Consider the following 22,436-nt stretch of genomic DNA (forward strand, 5'->3'; position numbering starts at 1 on the left):
ACTAAAGCAAAAGCCCCGACATGAATCGGGGCTTTTGCTTTAGTATATAATAAAAAGGATCGCTGACGAAACCTCGCACCTCCTCCAACAACCACTAACAAACAACCATTAACTTTATTTCATCTTATACACTTCGCTTCCCGCCAGCAGGAAACAGCCTAGTCCATAATCCTCAAAATCGGGTACGCTACTGACGGTTACGGGCTGACCATCCTTTGGTTCTTTCCCCGTTCCCTGTACGTAACCCAGAAAACCGTTGGGTTGTACGGATTCCTTGATGAGAGCGTTCCAGGCTTTCACGACGATGGGTCGGTAGGTTTTCGCGGGAATAATGCCCTGATTAATACCCCATGCCATACCGTACACGAACAGCGATGTACCTGTGGCTTCTTTTCCGCCGTAGTTATTCGGGTCGTGTAAGCTGGCGTTCCAGAAGCCGTCCGTTCGTTGAATGGGAGCCAGTGCACTAAGCATATCGACCAGCATGGTTTGGTATTCCTGCCGATGGGGAGCATCTTTCGGAATGATTTGCAGCACGCGTACCAGAGCAGCCACAACCCAGCCATTCCCCCGCGACCAGTAGCAGTCTTCGCCATTGGGCTCTTTGTAGGGCGGCACAAAATCCTTATCCCGCCACCAGAGTTTGTCCTGCGGATTGTACAGACCTTTGCCGCCTTCTACCTCTTTGGAGTGCTTGTACATTTCATGCATCCGCTCGTAGTAGGCCGGATTCTTGGTGATTTGTCCCAGCTTGGCAAATACGGGCATGGCCATCTGAATGGCGTCAATCCAGGTCCAGTCGCTCACTTTCGACGTGGCCATCATGCTGTCGATGCTGGCTTTGATGTCGTGCATGCACTCCGTCTTCTGGGGATTCATTTCATACAGAGCCAGATACGTCTGGCCGCAACACTGGTTATCGGCATTGCGGGTTTTGATGCCACCGCGAAGCCCCCATTTGTGTGATTCGCCCCAGCTGTAGGCATAATCCAGGTATTCTTTCTTACGATCAATGTCGTGAAGAGCCAGTAGCCCTTCGTAGTACACGGCCCGGGTCCAGATGTTACTGGGGCGAGCAATATTGGTTACAATTTCTTTGCCCGTATCCGGCCATTTTTTCATGAAATAGGCATTGGCCCGCTGCATGGGCTCCAGAATATCTTTCGTCTTGGAAAGCTTCTGAGCCTGGAGACTCGTACTGAAAAGAAATACGCCCAGAATGGGCAGGAATTTTAGCTTCATACATCAACAGCGTTTAGCATAAGACGGGCACTCCATCAGGTATCCCTCCTAGCCTGACTTATTTTTTGATCAGATATCGGGTCAGTTTTAATCCTTTGGTGGCCCGTACCCCTTCTACGACCGCAGCGGCGTTGAGCTTCGCTCCGGCGAGTGAGGTATGGGTATGGTCGATTTCGGTAAAATGTTCTTTCGTGACCCGTTCCTGCCCGATTGCTTCGTATTGCTTCGCTACGATTTCGTTGAGATCGATAAACCTGGCCCCCGTTTGCTCGGCTACCTGTTTCGCCCAAAGACCGTAATCCTGCGATCCCCGGGCTACTTTTCCCTCCTTCCAGACGTTTCGCGGTACCAGCGAGAGTACGACCGGAATGGCTCCCTTCGCCTGAGCCTCGGTGATGTACTTTTTCATGTACCAGCCGTAGGTATGAACCGTTTCGGGGCGTTTCTGAATGGGATTGTAAATGTCTTTGGTTTCGTCACCAATGCCCCGGATGGTACCACGAGCCCGGGCCGTATCATCCAAAGCTCCGGCATCGTTATGACCAAACTGCATCAAAACGTAATCGCCGGGTTGCAGGCGGGCCAGAATTTTCTCCCAGCGGCCTTCGGTATGAAAGGTTCGGCTGGAACGACCGCCAATGGCGTGGTTTTCGATGTGAATGCGGGTGGTATCGAAGAACTCAGGCAGAAAATGGCCCCAGCCCCAGAGGCCTTTATCGCCCTTATCGGACCCATTTTTTACGGTCGAATCACCAATCAGATACAGGGTTGGTCTAACCGTAGGCCGGGCAGCCAGAGCAACGATAGCGACCAGAAATAGTAAGCAAAGCCGTTTGAGCGAAGTCATCGTATTAGGTTATAGGTCATTAAATATTGGCTCCATGCGTAACGTAAGAATCCGTCGAGCTGCGTTTCGTCCCGTAGGTTTGCAACCTTCCGCAGGTACGGCATTCATTTTTCTTCAGCCCGGAAAGATGTCTCCGTATGAGCATTGGCTGAAAAGCCTGTTAGCCCTCTTAATTCCCATCCGGCTTCACATTCTCAATGAAAGGACTGGCTGGAAATTTCCATTGTTCATAGGAGGTGGGTCGAGCCGGATCAAACGCCGGGGTATCCTCCGTCAGCTCACTGGCAATATCCAGTTGGGCCGCTTTAATACCACTGATGACACACTGAACCAGCAGATACGCTCCGTAATTACTAAAGTGCGTATTGTCGTGAATATCCTTTGTCACGCCGGGCAAGGTCCCCGCTGGTACGTGGACAAAAGCTTTTTCCGAATCCTGCGGTCCCAGTGCTTCCCAGAGGGTTTTGCTCATCGCATTCAGGTCGATCAAGGGTACGTTTTCCTCCTTTGCCGTTTGTCGCATGGCTTCGGGAAAATCGCCGAGCGTATTGATGATACGCCCCTGTTGGTCAAAGTTTCGGCGGTGCATGGATGTAACCAGCACGGGTTTCGCTCCCTTTTCCCGAACCGCCTTGATGTACTGTTTGAGCAAGTCCTTATACCCTACAAAGGGTTGTAAATCACTCTGTTTCTGATCATTATGAGCGAACTCTATGAACAGATAATCATTGGGTTTGATTACGCTCAGTATTTTCGCCAGTCGTTTTTCCGCCAGAAAACTCCGCAGGGATTCCCCCGATTCGGCGTGATTGGCCACAACGATTTTTTTAGGCCTGAAAAAGCGGGGAATCATCTGACCCCAGGCGGCGTAAGGTTCCTGGGCCTGATCGACTACGGTAGAATTTCCGGCCAGATAAATCGTCTGGGCCTTCGTATTCGGACGAATTTCCAAGGCGGCCACTTTCGGTAAAACGTCCGTAAATTCAAACGTAAGCTGGTCGTCCCACTGGAAGTATCCCTTTTCACGCGGTTTCAGTCGTACGGAATCGGTATCCGTGATTCGGGCGGTACGGACATTCACCGTGAACGTTTTCCAAACGAATTTACGGGGTTTGGTTTCTACCTTTTCCAGCATCAACCGTCGGTTTTCTGCCTTAACCGTCGTGTAGGAAACATCTTTTTCATCCCCCAGCAAAAGTTTCACGTCATACGTACCCTGGGGAAGCTTGACGGAAAAAAAGAAGGGCTGCGTACTCGTCACGTAATCGCGTATGTAGCGAACGGCGTATAAACCCTGTACCGGAGAACCCGGCAGAAATCCGTACCCCCGCTCAGGCGTGTACTGCATTTCAGGCGTCACCTTCGTATAACCACGAGCCACCGGGCCCGCCCCAAAGTCAAAGCGGTACGACTGGGCCATTGTCGTGGTAACACCGAGCGAAAGAATACCCAAAAAGGCTAATCGAAACATAGAAAAATGATAATAAATACAAGAATACATGCAAAAGCGATCCCTTAGCAACCCGTACTATCAGGGCTGCGGGTTTTGAGTTTATCCAGACCTTTGGAAGTATACCTATGAAAAGCGTTAGACTGAACGGGTACAAAAGTCCGTTTAATTACTTCAATAGCAACATTTTCTTTGGGATTGAACACGGATGCTTGCCAGTATTTTTTCGGACGGTATACGAACGGCCGCTTTTCAACTGAATTTACCCGTTTCGTTCAACTTTGGAAGCGTCCGTTTCTGTAACTGAAATGGCTAAGTAGTTTTTATATAGCATTCGAAGGCCTACTAACAGCAACCCGTGCTGCTTCCCGGTTTCAGACAGCCGGAAATCTATTTAGTAAGTGTTGGTATTTTTAATGATTAGTATAATCTAGTGTAGCCACTAATTAAGTCTCTGTTGCATCAAGCCGTTCGTTTATCTGGAAGAGTAATGAAGAGAAACAAACCTGTTATTTTTTCAGTAAATATCATTTAGCTATCAGTTAAATTAATAATCTTAATTAAAATTAGTATACTGAAATTCCGTAATACCTTTTAGTTTAAATCAATTTTCTAACAACTAAATTCTCACTATTAATTCCCACTCATTTTCAATAATTTAATGCGTTATATAGAACATGATCAGTGCATTAAAACTTACCTTTTACACAGCACTTATGATAGTTACAAGTATACGGTTGTTAGTATTAAAGAAAATCCCAACAACCGTATAACTGATTAAAAACATTTTAAGAAATCCATATACAGAGGGACGCTTCTCTCAACCCATTCCACCGAGGTATTATACTCAATGCCGTAGTAAGCAAAAAGCGGCTGATAATCGGCTTTCACGTATTCAAAAGTCAACTCGAATGGACGGGTTAGCTCTTCTAGTGTATATTTGTACCGCTCTCCCGGAGCGAATTCGTGCTCGTCACCCCCTAAGGATATGGCTAGTGCTATTTTCTTACCCGAAACTTTATACCCGCTTTTACTCCCATACGCCCAGCCATGCGTCAAAACTTCATCCAGCCATTTTTTGAAAAGTGGAGGAGAATTAAACCAGTAATAGGGAAACTGAAATATAATTTTATCGTACTGCTCCAGCATTTTCTGTTCGGCTTCAACATCAATTTTCTCATCCGGGTACCTTTCATACAACGAATGAACTACGTATTGTTCAGGAAATTTATTCAACTCTTCCATCCATCGCTTATTAACAACTGAATGGTTAAGATCCGGATGAATAACGATCACTAGTGTTTTCATGACAGGCTTATTTTAAAGTACTCTGGCAAAGTAAAGAGCAATTCATTTAAGTATGCATAACAACACCCCATTGTGAGACACTATAAAAAATGTAAGTAATGACCAAGGTTAAAGCAGCTTCAACCAATTTTGCGAATAAAACTGCACTAGCGGAGGAATGTCCGGAGGTGTATGCTGCCAACATTATTGGCGGACAATGGGCACTGGTCATCTGTTCCTGGTTAATCAATGGTAAGCTGAGATTTAGCGAACTCAAAAAACGGTTGCCCAACATCAGCGAACGGATGCTGACGCTACAACTACGAAAATTAGAGGAAGATCAAATGGTCACGCGAACCGTCTACGCCGAAGTTCCGCCACGCGTGGAATATGAGCTGACACCCATTGGCTACGAATTGAAGCCCATCATTCAGCAACTCGAAAAATGGGGACAGAAACACAGGCAACTCAAGGATGCTAGGGACTCTTTTTGACGATGCTGTAGTACACCCTTTCAACTTGTACTTTTACTTTCCCATCCACCCACTCGTAGCCCAGATCACTTAAGCTAGTCTTCTTTTTTAAACAAAAAGTAGTAGGACCTGTTTATTTAGCAGCTATATAGATGACGTTTTCACACCAAGGACACACAAATGGACATTAAACAAATTTTTACCAACAACCAGGACTGGGTTCAGAAGAAGCTAGATATAGACCCTTCCTATTTCAATGACTTATCTAAAGGCCAAACGCCGGACATTCTTTACATCGGTTGCTCCGATAGCCGCGTATCCGCCGAAGAACTGATGGGTTTATCTCCGGGTGATGTCTTTGTGCTCCGGAACATCGCCAATATGGTTCCCAATACCGATCTGGGCGTAATGTCGGTGATTAACTACGCGGTAGATCACCTCAAAGTCAACCACATTGTCGTTTGCGGTCACTACTATTGCGGTGGGGTGCAGGCAGCTATGAAATCCGCTGACTTGGGAATCCTGAATCCATGGCTAAGAAATATTCGTGATGTATACCGAACTCACAAAGAAGAGCTCAATAAAATTGAGGACGAAGAAGCACGGTATAAGCGACTGGTAGAGCTGAACGTAGAAGAACAATGCATCAATGTTCTGAAAACGGCTGAAGTACAGAGAGCCCGTCGGGATCGGGATCTTACGGTTCATGGCTGGGTCTTTGACGTACACTCGGGTAAACTGATCGATCTGGAAATCGACTTTATCAAGTTACTGGAAAATATCCGGGAGATTTATCATCTCGACTAAAATAGACGGGATTGCTTCCCTTTATAACAACATTTTTCAAACAGCTCCATCCTGATGGAGCTGTTTCTGTTAGTACCCCAGTAGTTTAAATCCTTACCAGGCAAAAGCCTCGGTCGATGCCGGGGCTTTTGTTTATAAATCAATATGGCAGTTAATCCACTCGCCATCGAGCTTAGCTCCGAATTTCTTGTAGAATTCAATGGAAGGTTCGTTCCAGTCCAGTACCTGCCACATCAGACCCGAGCATTGGGTTTGCCGGGCTTCTTCCACGGTGGCTTCGAGCAGTCGCTTGCCTAAACCGTACCCGCGATACGCTTCTTTGATGATCAGATCTTCGAGGTACAGCCGTTTGCCTTTCCAGGTCGAATAACGGTAATAATACAGCGACATGCCTACTACTTCACCATTCACTTCCGCTACAATGGTACCGTATAAGGGTTGCTCGCCAAAGCCGTCTTTCAGTAACTGCTCGGGTGTATTTTTGACTTCCTGTAAAGCTTTTTCGTATTCCGCCAGCTCTACAATTAATTGATAAATGGAAGGTACATCTGCGGGCGTCGCCCGGCGAATAATCGTACTCATGCGAAGCGGTTTGGATTTACGGTTTTCAATAGGCGTCGTTGTACATTTTCAGGTTTGATGGAAGTTTTAGTTTTCAGTGTATTCGATGACAAATGATGCCTGAACGCCCTTGCCAGCCACTGAAAACTAAAAACTCTAAACTGAAAACTTAGAACCCTACCCCTGACTATAGGCTTCCCATTTTTCCATGACAGCCACGATGTCCGGGGCCAGGTCGGAGTCAAATTGGAGCCATTCTTTCGTTTTCGGATGTTCGAAACCGATGGATTTAGCGTGTAAGGCCTGTCGGGAACATAACGCGAAACAGTTTTCAACAAACTGCCGGTACCGGGTAAAAATGGTTCCTTTCACGATCCGGTCACCACCGTACATGGCATCGTTGAACAGCGGATGTCCCAGATACCGCATGTGAGCCCGAATCTGGTGCGTACGACCCGTTTCCAGATTGCATTGAACCAAACTCACGTACTTCAGGCGTTTCAGCACTTTGTAGTGGGTAACGGCAGGTTTTCCGTATTCCCCATCGGGATACACATCCATCACTTTCCGATCCCTGGAGCTACGCCCGATATGACCGCGTATTGTACCCGTGTCCTCTTTCGGTTCACCCCAAACCAACGCGTAATAGGTTCGTTCGATGGTATGCTCGAAAAACTGCCGGGCGAGGTGACTCATGCTGTAATCGTTTTTGGCAACGACCATCAACCCCGAAGTATCTTTATCGATGCGGTGTACCAGCCCCGGACGAATCTCGCCATTCCGTCCCGTGGGCAGGTGTTGAAAGTGATAAATGAGGGCATTCACCAGTGTACCATCCCAGTTTCCGTAGGCTGGATGAACCACCATACCCGCGGGTTTGTAAAGTACCAGTATATCGTCGTCTTCGTAACGAATATCCAGCGGAATATCCTGCGGAATCAGTTCGTTTTCAGCCCGTGGGGGCTTGGGTAAGGAAATGACAATCTCATCCAGCGGTTTCACTTTATAACTGGGCTTGATTGCCTTGCCATTTATTTTAACACCTTCCGCTTCAATACCCGCCTGAATTTTAGTACGGGTGGCATTCGGAATTTTCTCCGTCAGAAACTGATCAATACGGGTCAATTTCTGACCCGCATCCACCAGGATCCGGTGGTGTTCGTATAATTCGTCTTCTAATTCTTCGGGTTCAGTACTCATACCCCATCAAGTCTTTGGTAAAACAAACCCCCACCTTCGGAAAGGCAGGGGTTTTTAATTTTTGTATCAGAAAAGAGCATATTTACTGCCCGGTACGTGCCTGTAAAAGGGTCAAAACCACATCCAGTTTACCAGACATCGTATCTACCTTTTCAGTTAAGACATCGACTCGTTCCGTCAGCGTATCCAGTCGATTCTCTACCTGATCTAGTCGCTGATCTATTTGATCCAACCGAACTTCCACCCGATCCAGTCGGCTCTCTACCCGATCTAACCGAATTTCTACCCGATTGAGCCGGACGTCCACCTCTTCAAGCTTGGTTTCTACCCGATCTAATCGAGATTCCACCCGATCCAGTCGTGCGTCAATCCGGTCAAATCGCTTGTTGACATCCGTCGTTAGCTGGGCTAAACCCGTGGCTATCGTTTCAATTTGCTTGATGTGATCCACGGCCAGATTCTCCAGTTCTTGTACTCGCTCTTCCAAATACATTGAAACTTACAGTCAAAAATATTCATAAATCCTTTCGTGACGGTTCAATTTATTCAGTTGGGCGGTACTTGTATTTTTTTCAGCGTCTGATTATCCTACGCTTCCTTCCAGGCTAATTTCGAGCAGTTTCTGAGCCTCCACCGCAAATTCCATAGGCAGCTGGTTGAGAACTTCCTTGGCGTATCCGTTTACAATCAGAGCAACGGCGGCTTCAGAAGGAATCCCACGTTGGTTGCAGTAAAACAACTGATCTTCTCCAATTTTAGAAGTCGTAGCTTCGTGCTCTACCGTTGCCGTGCTGTTCTTCACTTCGATATACGGGAACGTATGGGCTCCGCATTTATCACCCAGCAATAACGAGTCACACTGGGAGAAGTTACGAGCATTTTCGGCCCGCTTCATGACTTCCACTAAACCCCGGTAGGAGTTCTGCGAGCGGCCTGCCGAGATTCCCTTCGAAACGATCCGTGATTTCGTATTCTTTCCGATGTGAATCATTTTGGTACCCGTATCCGCCTGCTGGAAATTATTCGTAACGGCTACGGAATAAAATTCACCGATTGAGTTATCGCCTTTCAGAATAACCGAGGGGTATTTCCAGGTTACAGCCGAGCCCGTTTCCACCTGCGTCCAGGAAATTTTGGCGTTCGCACCATCGCAAATACCGCGTTTGGTTACGAAGTTATAAATCCCTCCTTTACCTTCTTTATCGCCGGGGTACCAGTTCTGTACCGTCGAATACTTGATTTCTGCGTTTTCAGCAGCAATCAGTTCTACTACTGCCGCGTGTAATTGATTTTCGTCCCGCATCGGAGCCGTACATCCTTCCAGATAACTAACGTAGCTACCTTCATCGGCTACGATCAGCGTCCGCTCGAACTGACCCGTACCTGCCGCGTTAATCCGGAAATACGTGGACAATTCCATCGGGCAACGTACGCCTTTGGGGATGTAACAGAACGAACCATCGGAGAACACGGCTGCATTCAGAGCCGCAAAGAAGTTATCTTTCGCGGGTACTACGGAACCCAGGTATTTCTTCACCAGCTCGGGATGCTCATGAATGGCTTCCGTCATGGAACAGAAAATGATACCGCGTTCGGCCAGATCTTTCTTAAATGTAGTAGCAATAGACACCGAGTCAATGACAGCATCCACTGCTACACCCGAAAGTCGCTCTACCCCAGCGATCCGCTCCTGCTCTTTCAGAGAAATACCCAGGCGTTCAAAGGTACGGCGTAATTCAGGATCAATATCGTCCAACGACTCCACCGTTTTCTTCTGCTTGGGAGCCGAGTAATATTTAATGCTTTGATAATCGACTTTCTGGTAATCGACATTAGCCCAGTTCGGCTCTTTCATTTCCAACCACAGGCGGTAGGCCTTCAACCGCCATTCCAGCATCCACTCGGGTTCATTCTTTTTTGCCGAAATAAATCGTACAATATCTTCGCTAAGCCCAACCGGAGCTTCGTCGGCTTCGATCAGGGTTTCAAACCCGTATTTATATTCGGAACTGGTGATTTCTTCTAGGATATCTGCTTCCTTCGCCATGTTTGCTTGTCAGAGATTTATGCAAAAATATAACAAAACCCGCGGTAGAACGTTCCTCCAGGAGGATAAATTTACCCCTGCACGGGTTCGGCGAAGGGAACGGGCCTTGAAACGCTCTCTTCCAGCGATATAAACGTTTCGGTCCGCTGAATTCCGGCCACTTTCTGAATCTTATCGTGCAGAACTTCCCGCAGGTGCGTCGTATCCCGGCAAACGATTTTGGCGAAAATGGAATAAATCCCGGTCGTGTAATGAATATTTACAACTTCAGGGATTAGCGAAAGCTTTTCGGCTACTTCGGCGTACAAGGAGCTTTTATCTAGGTATATGCCCAGGAAAGCGGAAATATCCCAGCCAAGCTTGGCATGGTCAATCATTAGTGTAGAGCCTTTCACGATGCCCATTTGCTCCATTTTCCGCATACGTACGTGTACAGTGCCGCCTGAAACAAAAATTCGCTTCCCGATCTCGGTATAGGGCATGGTGGCATCCTGCATGAGCAGGCCCAGAATCTTCAGGTCTACGTTATCAATCTCGTAATTTCGATCCATCGGTTCAGTAATTTCATTAATAATTAATCAATAATACGAGCTAAAAATTAATAATATCGTAAATTTTATAAATTTTTACTACAACTCTTGCAAAACGCTTTTGGATTACCGTACCTTTGTCATGTCAAAAGCGACAAGCTGTTCCACACTGTAGGGTGATGAAATTGGCAGCCATGCCCTCCTGTCTCGGGGGTGAAGAGTTCGGGAAAAAATCAGTATAAAGCCGGGCAAGTCCGACTGGGGTTGACCACCAAATTTTGTGCTGCATCTAACCGCTTCGTGGAGGTTCGAATCCTTCTCCTACAGCTCTTAGTACCTTTTATTCCAAAAACATTTACAGGCATCTTTCTCACGGATCTTTCGTCCGTAAGAATTTTTTGCCTATATTATTCGGAATAGCCAAGAAATGGCAGTAGTTTTATTTGGTTTTTAGTTTGTTGATGAAGTGTAATTCTGACACGCAACCTCCCTGGGGATTGCGTGTTTTTTTTAAGCGAAAAATCTACGGTTTTTGGCTTTTGCCAAACGTTTACCAATGCTTTCCCTTTATTTCGCGTCTTTTATTCTTCCATTGTCCGCTTCCTCTGATGATTTCAAATTACGCCGTAGTACTGGGAATTCTGTGTGCCGTATTAGGACTCGTGTTTTATACTTCCACGTTTCCTTCCCTGAAAAAGTTTTACGAACTCGTCCCTCCCGTTTTACTGTGTTACTTTATTCCCGGTCTACTCACCACGGCCGGTTTGTTTTCTCCACAGGTAGTGGGCGATGAGTCAGCTATTTATCATGTCGTTTCGCAGTATTTCCTGCCCGCCACGCTGGTCCTGTTCACGCTTTCCATGGATTTGAAAACGTTGAAACGACTCGGTTTAAAAACTGTAATGGTTTTTTTGGCGGGTATTGTGGGCGTGGTAATCGGCGGGCCCATTGCGGTCTGGATCGTGAAACAGTTCTCTCCGGCAACCGTGGGTGGTGAAGGAGCGGATGCCGTATGGAAAGGTCTGGCCACCATTGCCGGGAGCTGGACCGGCGGCGGAGCCAATCAGGCCGCCCTGAAGGAAATATTCCGTCCTTCCGAAAAGCTGTTTTCGCAAAGCGTTGCGGTGGACATTATCATCGGTGAATTATGGATGGCCGTGATGATCTACGGAGCGGGCAAAGCCTTGGCGATTGACCGCCTGTTCAAAGCCGACGCTTCAGCCATCAAAGACGTACAGGTCCAACTCGAAACCTATCAGGCCCAAAACGAACGTATTCCGCAACTACGGGATTTGCTGATGATTCTGGGCCTTGGTCTAGGGGTCACGGGACTGGCTCACGTCGTTGCCGATACCGTTGTTCCTATGCTGAAACAATACCCCGTTCTGGAACGTTTCAGTCTAACTTCCAAAGTCTTCTGGATCATATCTTTCGCTACCATCACCGGCATCCTATTGTCTTTCACCCCATTACGCCAGCTTGAACACGTAGGGGCGTCGCGGATTGGCAGCGTTTTTCTGTACATACTCATCGCTACCATTGGTTTGAAAATGGACCTTTGGGCTATCGCGGATAATCCGGGCCTGTTTGCCGTGGGTATTATCTGGATTTCCATTCACGGTCTATTCGTTCTAATAGCGGCCCGTTTCCTCAATGCTCCCTTTTTCTTCATGGCGGTGGGTTCACAAGCGGCCATCGGCGGGCCTGCTTCGGCTCCCGTAGTGGCAGCGGCTTTTCACCCTTCCCTGGCCCCGGTGGGCGTGTTGCTGGCCATTTTAGGGTACGCCATCGGTACCTACTGCGGGTATCTGACGGGATTACTGATGCAATGGGCAGCCTATTAAGGAGTACATTGATAGCAGACCGAGCGTAGGTACGAGGCGAAATTTTGTACCTGCTCTAAGGGCTTTTCCCGTAAACGGGCATCTTTTAGGAAAGTGTATTCACTCCTATTTTACTTGCTATGTTTCTTCGTCGTTTGGTACTAAGCATCCTTGGTACGGCACTGGCCCTGGGTACGTACGCTCAGGAACCCTGGTCCGTGCGGATGGCTAACTCCATGCTCGCCCAGGCTGCCGATTCGTCTACGGTACAGGTTCTCAAATCCAACCACTGGAATTACGAACAGGGGGTATTGCTCAATGCCCTCAACCGGGTTTGGGAACGTACGGGCGATGGCAAATACTTTCACTACATCCAGAAAAGTATCGATGCGTACGTCAACGATCAGGGCGACATTCGCACCTATAAATTCGACGACTACAACATCGATAATATTCCCACGGGGCGACTTCTGCTCATGCTCTACCAGCAAACGGGCAAGGAAAAATATCTCAAAGCCGCTCAGTTTGTGCATAGTCAGCTGGAAACGCAGCCCCGTACCAAAGAAGGCGGGTACTGGCACAAAAAACGCTATCCCAATCAGATGTGGCTGGATGGATTGTACATGGCTGAACCCTTTTCTGCTGAGTACGCCCTGATTTTTAAGGAGCCGAAACACTTCGACGACATTGCCAATCAGTTTATTTGGATGGAAAAGAATTCCCGTGATGAAAAAACGGGATTGCTGTATCACGCCTATGACGAAAGTCGCCAGCAGAAATGGGCGGATCCGAAAACGGGGAAGTCGCCGAACTTTTGGGGACGGGCCATTGGCTGGTACGTGATGGCTCTGGTGGACGTACTGGATTATTTTCCGATGGATCATCCGAAACGTCCGGAACTGGTGGCCATTTACAAGCGACTCATGCCCGCCGTAGTCAAGTATCAGGACCCAGCCAGTGGCTGCTGGTGGCAGGTAACTGACAAAGGCGGCAAGGAAGGAAATTATTTAGAAGCGTCTGCTTCGAGCATGTTCGTGTACGGCTTGGCGAAAGGCGTCCGCACGGGTCTGTTGGATGCTTCGTACCTGAAAGCCGCCCAGAAAGGGTACGCGGGTATGCTGAAAGAATTCATTAAAACCGATGATAAGGGACTAGTACACCTCGATAAAACGGTGAGTGTGGGTGGCCTCGGCGGCGATCCGTACCGCGATGGCAGTTACGAATATTACCTGAGCGAAAAGATTCGGCTGGATGATTTGAAAGGCGTTGGTCCCTTCATTTTGGCCAGTATCGAAATGGAAACGATTCCCGAGCTTAGCGTAGGTAAGGGCAAAACCGTAGGACTGGATTACTTCTTCAACAACGAGCGGACCAGCAAAGGTGAGCGTTTTCACTATACCTGGGAAGATTACCGCGACTCGGGCTATTCACTCTGGGGCAGCATTTTCCGGGATTACGGGGCCAAAACGGTATCCGTACCCGAAGCACCAACGGCGGCTTCGCTCAAAAAACTGAATGTCTATATCATCGTTGATCCGGATACGAAAAAGGAAACCCCTCAGCCCAATTACATGACCGAGCTTACGCCAAAGTGATTGCCGACTGGGTAAAAGGAGGGGGTACGCTGGTATTACTGGCGAATGACACGTCCAATGCCGAGATCAAAAACTTCAATATTCTGGCGGGTAAGTTTGGGATTCAATTCACCGACAAAAATGTCAACATGGTGAAAAACAACGTGTACGATCAGGGTAAGTTTGTGTTTGAGGGCAATCATCCCGTATTCGGCGATACGAAAAAAATCTTCGTGAAAGAGGTGGTTACCCTAACGACGAACGCCCCGGCCAAACCCGTACTGACCGCCAATGGCGACCAGATTATGGCCGTAGCTGAAGTAGGTAAAGGCCGTGTCTTTGTTCTGGGCGATCCCTGGATTTACAACGAATACCTCAACGGTAAACGCCTGCCAATGGAATACGAAAACTTCAAAGCGGCGAAGGAGTTGAGTAAGTGGCTGTTGAAGAAGTAGTTGATGGTGGATTGTTGTAAGTTGTTGGTGGTTTTGTAGAGTGAAAGGGGTTTGATCGTATAGACCCATTCAGTTAATCAAACTACCAGTCCTTTGGTTAAAGAATCCGGAAGCTTTACTGCTTTCGGATTCTTTTGGTTTGCACCCTTCCCGGCTTCATCCCTCAAAAAAGCTAGTTCAGTCGCATCAATGATATAAATCAAAGCGAAACTCAAAAGGCTTTGGTATTTTTGCAGGAAATGATTGAACCCGGCCCGACCGGTTTTCTGCGTATGACTGTGCCTCTTGATTCTATACGACTACTCCGACAAAGGCTGGAGGAAATTCTGACTGAACAACTTCCCGAGAACGGCCAGCAATGGCTCTTCTCCCGCGTAGACCGCTCCAGTACTTCGGCCCTGCTCATGGCTTTTGTAGCCGCTCCCCGTTTCACGGGCAAACAACCCGTCTCACTTTCGGCTGAACGTCGGCAGGAACTGGCTGAACTCCGTCCCGAATTCCGGTTACTGGCCTGGCCGCTCGACCGGGTAACGCGGCTTTATCTGTTACTACAGCTGCCCCTGGAAAATCGCGAAGCATTCACTCAAGCGGTCGAAACGCTTTTTGACACCGCTGAAATGAATGAGCTGGTCGCCTTGTACGCGTCATTGCCCGTACTACCCTACCCCGAAGCCTGGCTATTTCGGGCGTCGGAAGCCGTTCGATCCAACATGGGTCTGGTATTCGAGGCACTGGCCTTGGGAAACCCCTATCCTTCCGAACAATTTCCCGAACCAGCCTGGAACCAGCTGGTCATGAAAACCATTTTTAACGATAAATCCGTGGGCAGTATCGTTGGATTGGTGGAACGGAGCAATCCTACCCTGGCCCGGATTCTGGTTGATTTTGCTCATGAACGTTGGGCCGCCGGTCGGTACGTACCCGCCCGGGCCTGGCAAATGGTCGTACCCTTTGTCAACGAAGCGATGTTGCCCGATCTACAGCGTTTGTTTACCTCCGACCGAGCAGTAGATCGGCAGGCCGCGGCTCTCCTTTGCAACGAAACTAACTTCGAACCGGCCCGTGCCTTAGGGCGACAATTTCCGGTCGAACATGCGGAGCAATTGCGTTGGGAAAACTTAGATACACAACTGGCTTAATGGCTTTTACTGTTTTATAATCGATTCTTCGGAATTGTACTGCTTATGTGTCAGCACGAATTAAACCCCTCCCATTTCGAGGAAAATAAAGAAGAAATTACCCACAGCAATTTGCAGTGGAATCAGTACCGCGAGTCGATTCAGGGCATGAAGTTCTTCGACCCGCACGTACACATGACCTCCCGTACTACCGACGACTATCAGGCCATGGCCGACGCCGGAATCGTGGCACTGATTGAACCCGCGTTCTGGCTCGGACAACCGCGTACGGGCGTGGCTTCGTTTAAGGATTACTTTAGTAGTCTGGTGGGTTGGGAACGCTTTCGTTCTTCGCAATTTGGCATCAAACACTATTGCACGATTGGTTTGAATTCCCGCGAAGCCAACAACGAAGCTCTGGCCGAGCAGGTGATGGAAGTTTTGCCTTTGTTCATTTACAAGGAAGGCGTGGTCGGCGTAGGCGAAATTGGCTTCGACGATCAGACGCCCGCTGAAGAAAAATACTACCGACTCCAGCTCGAATTAGCGAAGGAAGCCAATCTACCAGTACAGATTCATACGCCGCACCGGGATAAAAAGCAGGGTACGGAACGCAGTATGGCCATTGCTCTCGAACACGGACTGGATCCCGGCATGGTCATCATCGATCATAACAATGAGGAAACGGTAAAAAGTGTACTCGATCAGGGGTTCTGGGCGGCCTTTACCATTTATCCGTTTACGAAAATGGGCAATGAACGGATGGTTGAGGTAGTACGGCAATACGGTCCCGAGCGGATTATGGTTAATTCGGCCGCCGACTGGGGTATTTCCGATCCGCTGGCCGTTCCTAAGACGGCCGCGTTGATGAAAATGAAAGGTATTTCAGACGAAGCCATTCGCCTCGTGACGTACCAGAATGCACTGGATGCTTTCGGCAAAAGCGGTCAGATTTTTGAAGAAGAATTCGGAGGCGAGATCGATCAGAGTCAGAAATTCAACGGCAATACGATCCTGCGGGGTGGACAGCAACCACGAATCGATAAGGATTCGCTATTTATTAGCTAGGGATTTTTAGTTGTTGGTTGGTAGTTATAAGTTGTTGGCAGACATTTCGTGGCGTAGGCCTTGCGAAACCAGACACCTTAAGTATTCCTTGCCAGGCGTTTTCTCTCTGCATAAAATACGTAGATAAGGGTTTCAGCTTTCGTCATCTACTCCACTCATTCACTAACAACTCATAACGATCAACCAACAACCCTTTTCAAACCTTAAACCAAAGTTAAACTTCAAACCTCAAGCCGTCCATTTGTCAACCCTGTTGATTAAATTGCTAGCCTTTTCGGTTTGACCGTTTCGCATTTCATTCGTTAATCGTATTAATAGCCTACTAAAGTCTTGACCATTAAGCCCTACCTCCAGTTGATGCGGCCCGCCAACATTGTTACGTCCATTGCGGATGTATGGGCAGGGGCCGCCATCGCCGGGGTACTTTCGACTGTATTCGACTGGCAACCTTTTCTTGCCTTGAGCGTTGCCACGATTGGTCTGTACGGCGGTGGTGTCGTTTTCAATGATGTATTCGACGCCCAACTCGATGCCGTCGAACGTCCCGAGCGGCCCATTCCCAGTGGACAAGTACCCATCGAAGCCGCCATTTTTCAGGGTACGCTTTTGCATTTACTCGGCATTGCTGCGGCCAGTCTGTGCAGTACCGAAAGCGGTATTCTGGCGGCGGCCATTGCCGTACTTACCCTGAGTTACAATCGCTTCGCCAAACACGACTCTATCCTTGGTCCCCTCAACATGGGCTTATGCCGGGGCTTAAATCTCCTGTTAGGGATTAGCATCATGCCCGATGCCATGTTTGAATGGTATGGACTTGGATTTCTTCCCATTATTTTCATTGCAGCCGTTACCATGATTAGCCGGGGCGAAGTGCACGGCGGTCATTCGCGGACCATGTTATTCGCGGGGATTTTATTTGCCGTGGTTGAACTGGCTCAACTGTACATCGGTTATAGTCAGGGACATGTACTGGAAACCGTACCGCTGGTTTTGTTACACGCCGTCATGGTATTCAGACCTCTCCTTCGAGCGTATCAGAATCCCATTGGGCCCAATATTGGCAAGGCCGTAAAAGCGGGTGTACTCTCCCTTATTTTAATGAACGCGGCCTGGTGTATGGCTTTCGGAGCCTGGCCCCTGGCCCTGGCTACTTTACTATTGTTACCATTCTCGTTACAACTAGCCAAATGGTTCGCCGTAACATAGCGAGTTGGGAGTTTAGAGTCCAGGGTCTAAAGTTGAAAAAACTCAAAACCCTGGACTCTAAACTCTAAACTCTATAATTTAAACTCAGTCCATGGAAACCATTCAGCAGCGATTTGCAGTCACCTTTTCGTATCCGGTGATCTTCACGCAGCAGTTATTTGATCCCCAGAATGCTACACTTCGGGATTTCCTTAGTCAATACGGCGAACGCGATTTTCGCAAAAAGATATTCTTCTGTATCGATTCGGGTGTTCTAGCAGCTCATCCGACCTTACAAAGCCAGATTACGCACTATTTTGAATCCGTGCCCACGCTTTCGCTCGTTCCCGAATGGCTGATTATTCCCGGCGGCGAAGCGGCAAAAAATGCTCCGGCTCTGTTTGATCAGATCGTCGAGGCCGTCGATCAATACGGCATTGACCGGCACTCGTTCGTGGCAGCCATCGGAGGCGGTGCCGTACTCGATCTGGTGGGTTACGCCGCCGCCGTATCGCATCGGGGCGTCAAACACATCCGGATTCCAACGACCGTACTATCGCAGAACGATTCGGGCGTTGGCGTGAAAACGGTATCAATTACCGGGGTAAGAAGAACTTTCTGGGCACCTTCGCTCCGCCCGTAGCCGTCTTCAACGATACGGATTTTCTGCGTACGCTCGACGACCGCGACTGGCGTTCCGGTATTTCCGAAGCGATTAAAGTGGCTCTCATCAAGGATAAAGTCTTTTTCGAATGGCTTGAAGCGAATGCCAAAGCACTGGCTCAACGCGACGAAGCGACCATGCAATACCTCATTCACCGTTGTGCTGAACTGCACATGCAGCATATCAGCGGTGGCGATCCCTTCGAGAGTGGTTCCGCCCGCCCCCTGGATTTTGGGCACTGGGCGGCTCACAAGCTGGAATACCTGACCCATTTTGAAGTTCGTCACGGGGAAGCTGTAGCCATTGGCATAGCTTTGGATACCTATTACTCGCAATTGACGGGTCGTCTGTCCGAAACCGATACGCAACGCGTCATTCAGGTATTGCACGAACTGGGTTTCGAGCTATATCATCCCGCTCTGGCGGAACAGGATTCCGTCCATCTCATCAACGGATTACGGGAATTTCAGGAACACCTGGGCGGTCGCCTGACGATCACTCTACTCGATGCCATCGGCGTAGGCGTGGAGGTTCACGAAATGGATACTGTACTTATTCAGAAAGCCGTCGTGGCTTTACAGGGGGAAACGGTGTAAATTAGGGTTTGCAAGTGGTGTGCCGTTTGAGAAGGTTTGATTGGTTTCAGGTTTGACGATTGTTTTACTTTTGAATCAACCATTCCCCTTCAACAATCGCAAAACCCCGGAGGGGTTCCCTCTCATTAGCCAGGGGTGAAACCTCTGGTACCCCGGAACCCGGTACCTTTGCACCCCGACCCTCTACCCAGTTCGAACCTCAAACCCAAAAAGATAAGCTATGAAAACTTCCCTGGGTCATCTGACGTACTGTAGCAATATTCACCCCGGCGAACGCTGGGACGATCATTTCTCGGCTCTGCAAACCAGTATTCCACTCATTCGCCAGGCCGTTGCTCCGGACAAAGCATTTGGCATGGGTTTACGCGTGGCGGGTCTAGCCAGCAAGGATTTACTGCTGGAAAGTAACCTGAAGCCCTTTCAGGAGTGGCTGACCGAGCAGAATGCCTACGTATTTACCATGAATGGCTTTCCCTACGGAGGCTTTCACGATACGCGGGTCAAAGAAGATGTTCACGCTCCCGACTGGATTCAGCCCGAGCGACGGGATTACACCATCCGGCTTTTCCAGATTCTCTCGCAGCTGTTGCCCGCGGGGATGCGGGGCGGTATCTCCACTTCGCCGCTCACCTATCGCCACTGGTGGCCAACGGAACTCACGCGAACCGAAGCTTTTCAGCAGGCTACGCATCACATGCTCGAAGTGGTGGTTGAACTGGTCCGAATCAATCAGGCGACCGGGCAGGTGCTTCACCTCGACATTGAACCCGAGCCCGATGGCTTACTGGAAAATTCAGCGGAATTTATTGAATGGTTCAACGGCCAGCTCATTTTTGATGGCGTACCCTATCTCGTACAAAAAGCCGGATTGAGTGAAGCCGAAGCCGAAGCCGCCCTTCGGACGCACATTCAGGTGTGTTACGACGTTTGCCATTTTGCGGTGGAATTCGAAAATCCCGACGAAGCCCTCAATCGTTTTGAAGCCGAAGGTATTGGCATTGGAAAAATCCAGATCAGTTCCGCTCTGAAAGTTGATTTTGAAAATTACGTTTCGGAGAAAATGGAGCTATTGAGTCGGTTCGACGAGCCGACGTACCTGCATCAGGTGGTAGCCCAGCACCAGGGAACGCTCTTAAAATACCCCGACCTCAACGAGGCTCTGTGGGACGGTACGCCCACGGGCGAATGGCGGATTCACTACCACGTTCCGCTGTTTGTGGAGCAGTACGGCCTGCTGAATTCCACCCGCGACGACATTGTGCGGGTACTGAATCGGCAGCAACGCAAGCCCTTTACTGAACATCTGGAAGTAGAAACGTATACCTGGGGGGTTCTGCCACCCGAATCGCAGTTGCCCATCGAAGAGTCGATCATCCGGGAACTGAAATGGACGCTCGCCCAGGTGGAAGGTAATGTACGTAATCTGAATTAAGCGGATTCCTGTTTCAAGAAAATCATGCAAAAAACCGTCGTAATAGATGTCGTAGGGCTTAGTCAGAGTGTGATTGGCGAGTATACGCCATTTCTGAGTAACTACCTCAAGACGAGAAACATACAAACCATTACCCCCGTACTACCTGCCGTTACGACGACTTCGCAAAGCGTGTACGTAACGGGAAAATGGCCGAGTGAAAATGGTATCGTTGCCAACGGCTGGTATGACCGCGAAGACGCCGAAGTAAAGTTTTGGAAGCAGTCCAATCACCTGGTGAAAGGCGAGAAAATTTGGGAAGCCGCCCGTAAAGTGGATCCTTCGTTTACGGTTTCCAAGATGTTCTGGTGGTACAACATGTATTCCTCGGCGGACTGGTCTGTAACGCCCCGGCCCCAGTACCACGCCGATGGCGTGAAGGCTCCCGACTGCTATAGCTACCCGCCCGAACTACGGGATCAGTTACAGACTAAACTTGGTCAGTTTCCGCTGTTTAGTTTCTGGGGACCAAACGCCAATATTAAATCTACGCAATGGATTGCCGATGCCTCGTTATTCGTAGACGAGCAACACAATCCTACGTTAACGCTGATTTACCTGCCACACCTGGATTACTGTTTACAGAAATACGGCGTCGATTTCTCAAAAATTCAGAACGAATTAGGCGAGATCGACCGTGTCCTGGAACAGCTCATCACCCATTACCAGAAGAAAAACGCTCGCATCATTCTGCTTTCGGAATACGGCATCAACGATGTAAATCGGCCTGTCCACCTCAATCGTATTTTGCGGGAAGCGGGTTTGATTTCCGTTCGCCAGGAACGCTGGTATGAATTGCTGGATGCCGGGGTATCTGAAGCCTTTGCAGCCTGCGATCACCAGATTGCTCACGTGTACGTGAAAGACAAATCCCGGATTCCCTTCGTGAAACAGCTGTTGGAAAAAGTACCGGGCGTGAAATGGGTACTCGACGAGGCGGGCAAACGCGAACACCACATTGACCACGACCGGGCGGGCGATCTGGTCGTGATGGCCGAAACCGATAGCTGGTTTACCTATTATTACTGGTTCGACGATAAAAAAGCCCCGGATTACGCTCATCTGGTGGACATTCACCGCAAACCCGGTTATGACCCTGTGGAGATGTTCATGGACCCGGCCAATCCACTCATTAAACTGCGGGCGGGGTATAAGCTGGCTCGCAAACTCATGGGCTTCCGGTATCTGATGGATGTCATTCCCCTGGATGCAACGCTGGTCAAAGGATCACACGGTGCGGTACTGGCTCCTAAGGAGTTTCATCCGGTCCTGATTACGGATCAGCCCAGCGGCAAAGATCAGCTCGTGGCTACGGATGTGTACGATGTTATCTGGCAGCATCTGAACAACTAGAAGAATTTTATTTACGCTTTAGGAGTACCCCGGACCCATACTCCGGGGTACTTTTTTTGTGCGTTTAGCTTATAAGTCTAGTATAACTGGATAATTTTCTATAGAAAAATTACAAATAAACATTTCAATAATTATAATATTATTTCTAATCTTGTATCTACTAAGCTGATCCTCAACTCTTACTCTTCGAGTTATGGCACAAATCAAAGCATACCTTACGTTTGGTGGAAACTGTCTGGAAGCCATGAATTTTTACCAGCAATGTTTCGGCGGTGATTTCGACTGTATGACCTACGAAAACTCTCCCATGCAGATTCCGGACGACGCAAAATCGAAGATCATGCACTCGCGGCTGGTGAGCGATACGCTGGAACTGATGGCCGCCGACGACGTTCAGCATAAATCGGTCCGCTGTGGTAATATGGTTACATTGAATGTCAACTGTAACTCAAAAGATGAAATCAAACGCATTTTCAAAGTTCTGGCCCAGGGCGGTCGGGTAACCATGCCCTTACAGGATACCTTCTGGGGTGCGAAGTTTGGAACGCTTACCGATAAGTACGGCATCAAATGGATGCTTAATTGTGATTAGGGTTCATCTTCAACCTGCATTTCCAGCGATCAAGGCTCTTGATCGCTTTTTTGTGCTTTATCAACAAATGATCAAGTTATTTAACCAAATTTC

General features: G+C 48.6%; 20 protein-coding genes and 1 pseudogene. 12 read left to right on the forward strand and 9 right to left on the reverse strand.

Annotated elements, in window-relative coordinates:
- Nucleotides 1–114 precede the first annotated feature (114 nt).
- The 4 genes from BWI93_RS03205 to BWI93_RS03220 all read right to left on the reverse strand — a co-directional run bounded on the left by BWI93_RS03205 (nucleotide 115) and on the right by BWI93_RS03220 (nucleotide 4,847).
- Nucleotides 115–1,242 (reverse strand): glycoside hydrolase family 88 protein, encoded by a 1,128-nt coding sequence (locus BWI93_RS03205; protein ID WP_094808725.1) that lies wholly within the window; start codon nucleotides 1,240–1,242, stop codon nucleotides 115–117.
- A 58-nt stretch (nucleotides 1,243–1,300) separates the two neighbouring features.
- The gene (locus BWI93_RS03210) at nucleotides 1,301–2,089 is read right to left on the reverse strand and encodes a rhamnogalacturonan acetylesterase (protein WP_094808726.1); all 789 of its coding nucleotides are present in this window, start codon (nucleotides 2,087–2,089) and stop codon (nucleotides 1,301–1,303) included.
- A 169-nt stretch (nucleotides 2,090–2,258) separates the two neighbouring features.
- The gene (locus BWI93_RS03215) at nucleotides 2,259–3,560 is read right to left on the reverse strand and encodes a rhamnogalacturonan acetylesterase (protein ID WP_094808727.1); all 1,302 of its coding nucleotides are present in this window, start codon (nucleotides 3,558–3,560) and stop codon (nucleotides 2,259–2,261) included.
- A 756-nt stretch (nucleotides 3,561–4,316) separates the two neighbouring features.
- Nucleotides 4,317–4,847: an NAD(P)H-dependent oxidoreductase gene (locus tag BWI93_RS03220; RefSeq protein ID WP_094808728.1), complete on the reverse strand. Its 531-nt coding sequence runs from the start codon at nucleotides 4,845–4,847 to the stop codon at nucleotides 4,317–4,319.
- Nucleotides 4,848–4,945: 98 nt separating this feature from the next.
- On the opposite strand from BWI93_RS03220, the gene BWI93_RS03225 reads away from it, so the two are divergent.
- Both BWI93_RS03225 and BWI93_RS03230 read left to right on the forward strand, forming a co-directional pair.
- Complete coding sequence (locus BWI93_RS03225; protein WP_094808729.1) at nucleotides 4,946–5,320, forward strand: helix-turn-helix domain-containing protein; 375 nt, start codon at nucleotides 4,946–4,948, stop codon at nucleotides 5,318–5,320.
- Between the two features lie 159 nt (nucleotides 5,321–5,479).
- On the forward strand, nucleotides 5,480–6,106 hold the full coding sequence (locus BWI93_RS03230; protein ID WP_094808730.1) for a carbonic anhydrase: 627 nt from the start codon (nucleotides 5,480–5,482) through the stop codon (nucleotides 6,104–6,106).
- Nucleotides 6,107–6,238: 132 nt separating this feature from the next.
- Here the strand turns inward: BWI93_RS03230 and BWI93_RS03235 are convergent, their stop codons facing one another.
- The 5 genes from BWI93_RS03235 to BWI93_RS03255 form a co-directional block, all read right to left on the reverse strand.
- Nucleotides 6,239–6,688 (reverse strand): GNAT family N-acetyltransferase, encoded by a 450-nt coding sequence (locus BWI93_RS03235; RefSeq protein WP_094808731.1) that lies wholly within the window; start codon nucleotides 6,686–6,688, stop codon nucleotides 6,239–6,241.
- 156 nt (nucleotides 6,689–6,844) lie between these two features.
- Complete coding sequence (locus BWI93_RS03240; protein WP_094808732.1) at nucleotides 6,845–7,867, reverse strand: RluA family pseudouridine synthase; 1,023 nt, start codon at nucleotides 7,865–7,867, stop codon at nucleotides 6,845–6,847.
- Between the two features lie 82 nt (nucleotides 7,868–7,949).
- Complete coding sequence (locus tag BWI93_RS03245) at nucleotides 7,950–8,360, reverse strand: hypothetical protein (RefSeq protein WP_094808733.1); 411 nt, start codon at nucleotides 8,358–8,360, stop codon at nucleotides 7,950–7,952.
- A 90-nt stretch (nucleotides 8,361–8,450) separates the two neighbouring features.
- The gene (sufB, locus tag BWI93_RS03250; RefSeq protein WP_094808734.1) at nucleotides 8,451–9,914 is read right to left on the reverse strand and encodes a Fe-S cluster assembly protein SufB; all 1,464 of its coding nucleotides are present in this window, start codon (nucleotides 9,912–9,914) and stop codon (nucleotides 8,451–8,453) included.
- A gap of 71 nt (nucleotides 9,915–9,985) precedes the next feature.
- The gene (locus BWI93_RS03255; RefSeq protein WP_094808735.1) at nucleotides 9,986–10,465 is read right to left on the reverse strand and encodes an Lrp/AsnC ligand binding domain-containing protein; all 480 of its coding nucleotides are present in this window, start codon (nucleotides 10,463–10,465) and stop codon (nucleotides 9,986–9,988) included.
- Nucleotides 10,466–11,052: 587 nt separating this feature from the next.
- On the opposite strand from BWI93_RS03255, the gene BWI93_RS03260 reads away from it, so the two are divergent.
- The 10 genes and pseudogenes from BWI93_RS03260 (at nucleotide 11,053) to BWI93_RS03300 (ending at nucleotide 22,343) form a co-directional block, all read left to right on the forward strand.
- A complete protein-coding gene (locus BWI93_RS03260; protein ID WP_094808800.1) occupies nucleotides 11,053–12,288 on the forward strand; it encodes a DUF819 domain-containing protein in 1,236 nt (411 codons plus the stop codon).
- 119 nt (nucleotides 12,289–12,407) lie between these two features.
- Nucleotides 12,408–13,862: a glycoside hydrolase family 105 protein gene (locus tag BWI93_RS03265; RefSeq protein ID WP_369679090.1), complete on the forward strand. Its 1,455-nt coding sequence runs from the start codon at nucleotides 12,408–12,410 to the stop codon at nucleotides 13,860–13,862.
- Nucleotides 13,859–14,296, forward strand: a complete 438-nt coding sequence (locus BWI93_RS29380; protein WP_369679091.1) for a hypothetical protein — start codon at nucleotides 13,859–13,861, stop codon at nucleotides 14,294–14,296. Before BWI93_RS03265 ends, BWI93_RS29380 begins: the two co-directional genes overlap by 4 nt.
- A gap of 272 nt (nucleotides 14,297–14,568) precedes the next feature.
- Nucleotides 14,569–15,435, forward strand: a complete 867-nt coding sequence (locus BWI93_RS03270) for an EboA domain-containing protein (RefSeq protein ID WP_141217337.1) — start codon at nucleotides 14,569–14,571, stop codon at nucleotides 15,433–15,435.
- Nucleotides 15,436–15,480: 45 nt separating this feature from the next.
- Nucleotides 15,481–16,482 (forward strand): TatD family hydrolase, encoded by a 1,002-nt coding sequence (locus BWI93_RS03275; RefSeq protein WP_094808737.1) that lies wholly within the window; start codon nucleotides 15,481–15,483, stop codon nucleotides 16,480–16,482.
- A 330-nt stretch (nucleotides 16,483–16,812) separates the two neighbouring features.
- Complete coding sequence (gene eboC / locus BWI93_RS03280; RefSeq protein ID WP_255157693.1) at nucleotides 16,813–17,688, forward strand: UbiA-like protein EboC; 876 nt, start codon at nucleotides 16,813–16,815, stop codon at nucleotides 17,686–17,688.
- Between the two features lie 91 nt (nucleotides 17,689–17,779).
- Nucleotides 17,780–18,927, forward strand: a pseudogene (locus tag BWI93_RS03285) (3-dehydroquinate synthase).
- 220 nt (nucleotides 18,928–19,147) lie between these two features.
- Nucleotides 19,148–20,359, forward strand: coding sequence for a metabolite traffic protein EboE (gene eboE / locus BWI93_RS03290; protein WP_094808739.1), 1,212 nt, complete (start codon nucleotides 19,148–19,150; stop codon nucleotides 20,357–20,359).
- Nucleotides 20,360–20,383: 24 nt separating this feature from the next.
- Nucleotides 20,384–21,751, forward strand: coding sequence for an alkaline phosphatase family protein (locus tag BWI93_RS03295; RefSeq protein WP_094808740.1), 1,368 nt, complete (start codon nucleotides 20,384–20,386; stop codon nucleotides 21,749–21,751).
- Between the two features lie 193 nt (nucleotides 21,752–21,944).
- Nucleotides 21,945–22,343: a VOC family protein gene (locus tag BWI93_RS03300; RefSeq protein ID WP_094808741.1), complete on the forward strand. Its 399-nt coding sequence runs from the start codon at nucleotides 21,945–21,947 to the stop codon at nucleotides 22,341–22,343.
- Nucleotides 22,344–22,436 lie beyond the last annotated feature (93 nt).

Origin of the sequence: Siphonobacter sp. BAB-5385 (assembly GCF_002261125.1) — a bacterium.
In the GTDB taxonomy this organism is placed as follows: domain Bacteria; phylum Bacteroidota; class Bacteroidia; order Cytophagales; family Spirosomataceae; genus Siphonobacter.

Excerpts from the sequence above, each read along its gene's own strand:
- BWI93_RS03300 (WP_094808741.1), top strand. The coding sequence starts at position 21,945 with ATGGCACAAATCAAAGCATACCTTACGTTTGGTGGAAACTGTCTGGAA.
- sufB (WP_094808734.1), bottom strand. The coding sequence starts at position 9,914 with ATGGCGAAGGAAGCAGATATCCTAGAAGAAATCACCAGTTCCGAATAT.
- BWI93_RS03255 (WP_094808735.1), bottom strand. The coding sequence starts at position 10,465 with ATGGATCGAAATTACGAGATTGATAACGTAGACCTGAAGATTCTGGGC.
- BWI93_RS03235 (WP_094808731.1), bottom strand. The coding sequence starts at position 6,688 with ATGAGTACGATTATTCGCCGGGCGACGCCCGCAGATGTACCTTCCATT.
- BWI93_RS03205 (WP_094808725.1), bottom strand. The coding sequence starts at position 1,242 with ATGAAGCTAAAATTCCTGCCCATTCTGGGCGTATTTCTTTTCAGTACG.
- BWI93_RS03245 (WP_094808733.1), bottom strand. The coding sequence starts at position 8,360 with ATGTATTTGGAAGAGCGAGTACAAGAACTGGAGAATCTGGCCGTGGAT.
- BWI93_RS03270 (WP_141217337.1), top strand. The coding sequence starts at position 14,569 with ATGACTGTGCCTCTTGATTCTATACGACTACTCCGACAAAGGCTGGAG.
- BWI93_RS03215 (WP_094808727.1), bottom strand. The coding sequence starts at position 3,560 with ATGTTTCGATTAGCCTTTTTGGGTATTCTTTCGCTCGGTGTTACCACG.
- BWI93_RS03240 (WP_094808732.1), bottom strand. The coding sequence starts at position 7,867 with ATGAGTACTGAACCCGAAGAATTAGAAGACGAATTATACGAACACCAC.
- eboE (WP_094808739.1), top strand. The coding sequence starts at position 19,148 with ATGAAAACTTCCCTGGGTCATCTGACGTACTGTAGCAATATTCACCCC.
- BWI93_RS03295 (WP_094808740.1), top strand. The coding sequence starts at position 20,384 with ATGCAAAAAACCGTCGTAATAGATGTCGTAGGGCTTAGTCAGAGTGTG.
- BWI93_RS03275 (WP_094808737.1), top strand. The coding sequence starts at position 15,481 with ATGTGTCAGCACGAATTAAACCCCTCCCATTTCGAGGAAAATAAAGAA.
- BWI93_RS03230 (WP_094808730.1), top strand. The coding sequence starts at position 5,480 with ATGGACATTAAACAAATTTTTACCAACAACCAGGACTGGGTTCAGAAG.
- BWI93_RS03210 (WP_094808726.1), bottom strand. The coding sequence starts at position 2,089 with ATGACTTCGCTCAAACGGCTTTGCTTACTATTTCTGGTCGCTATCGTT.
- BWI93_RS03220 (WP_094808728.1), bottom strand. The coding sequence starts at position 4,847 with ATGAAAACACTAGTGATCGTTATTCATCCGGATCTTAACCATTCAGTT.
- BWI93_RS03225 (WP_094808729.1), top strand. The coding sequence starts at position 4,946 with ATGACCAAGGTTAAAGCAGCTTCAACCAATTTTGCGAATAAAACTGCA.
- BWI93_RS03265 (WP_369679090.1), top strand. The coding sequence starts at position 12,408 with ATGTTTCTTCGTCGTTTGGTACTAAGCATCCTTGGTACGGCACTGGCC.
- BWI93_RS03260 (WP_094808800.1), top strand. The coding sequence starts at position 11,053 with ATGATTTCAAATTACGCCGTAGTACTGGGAATTCTGTGTGCCGTATTA.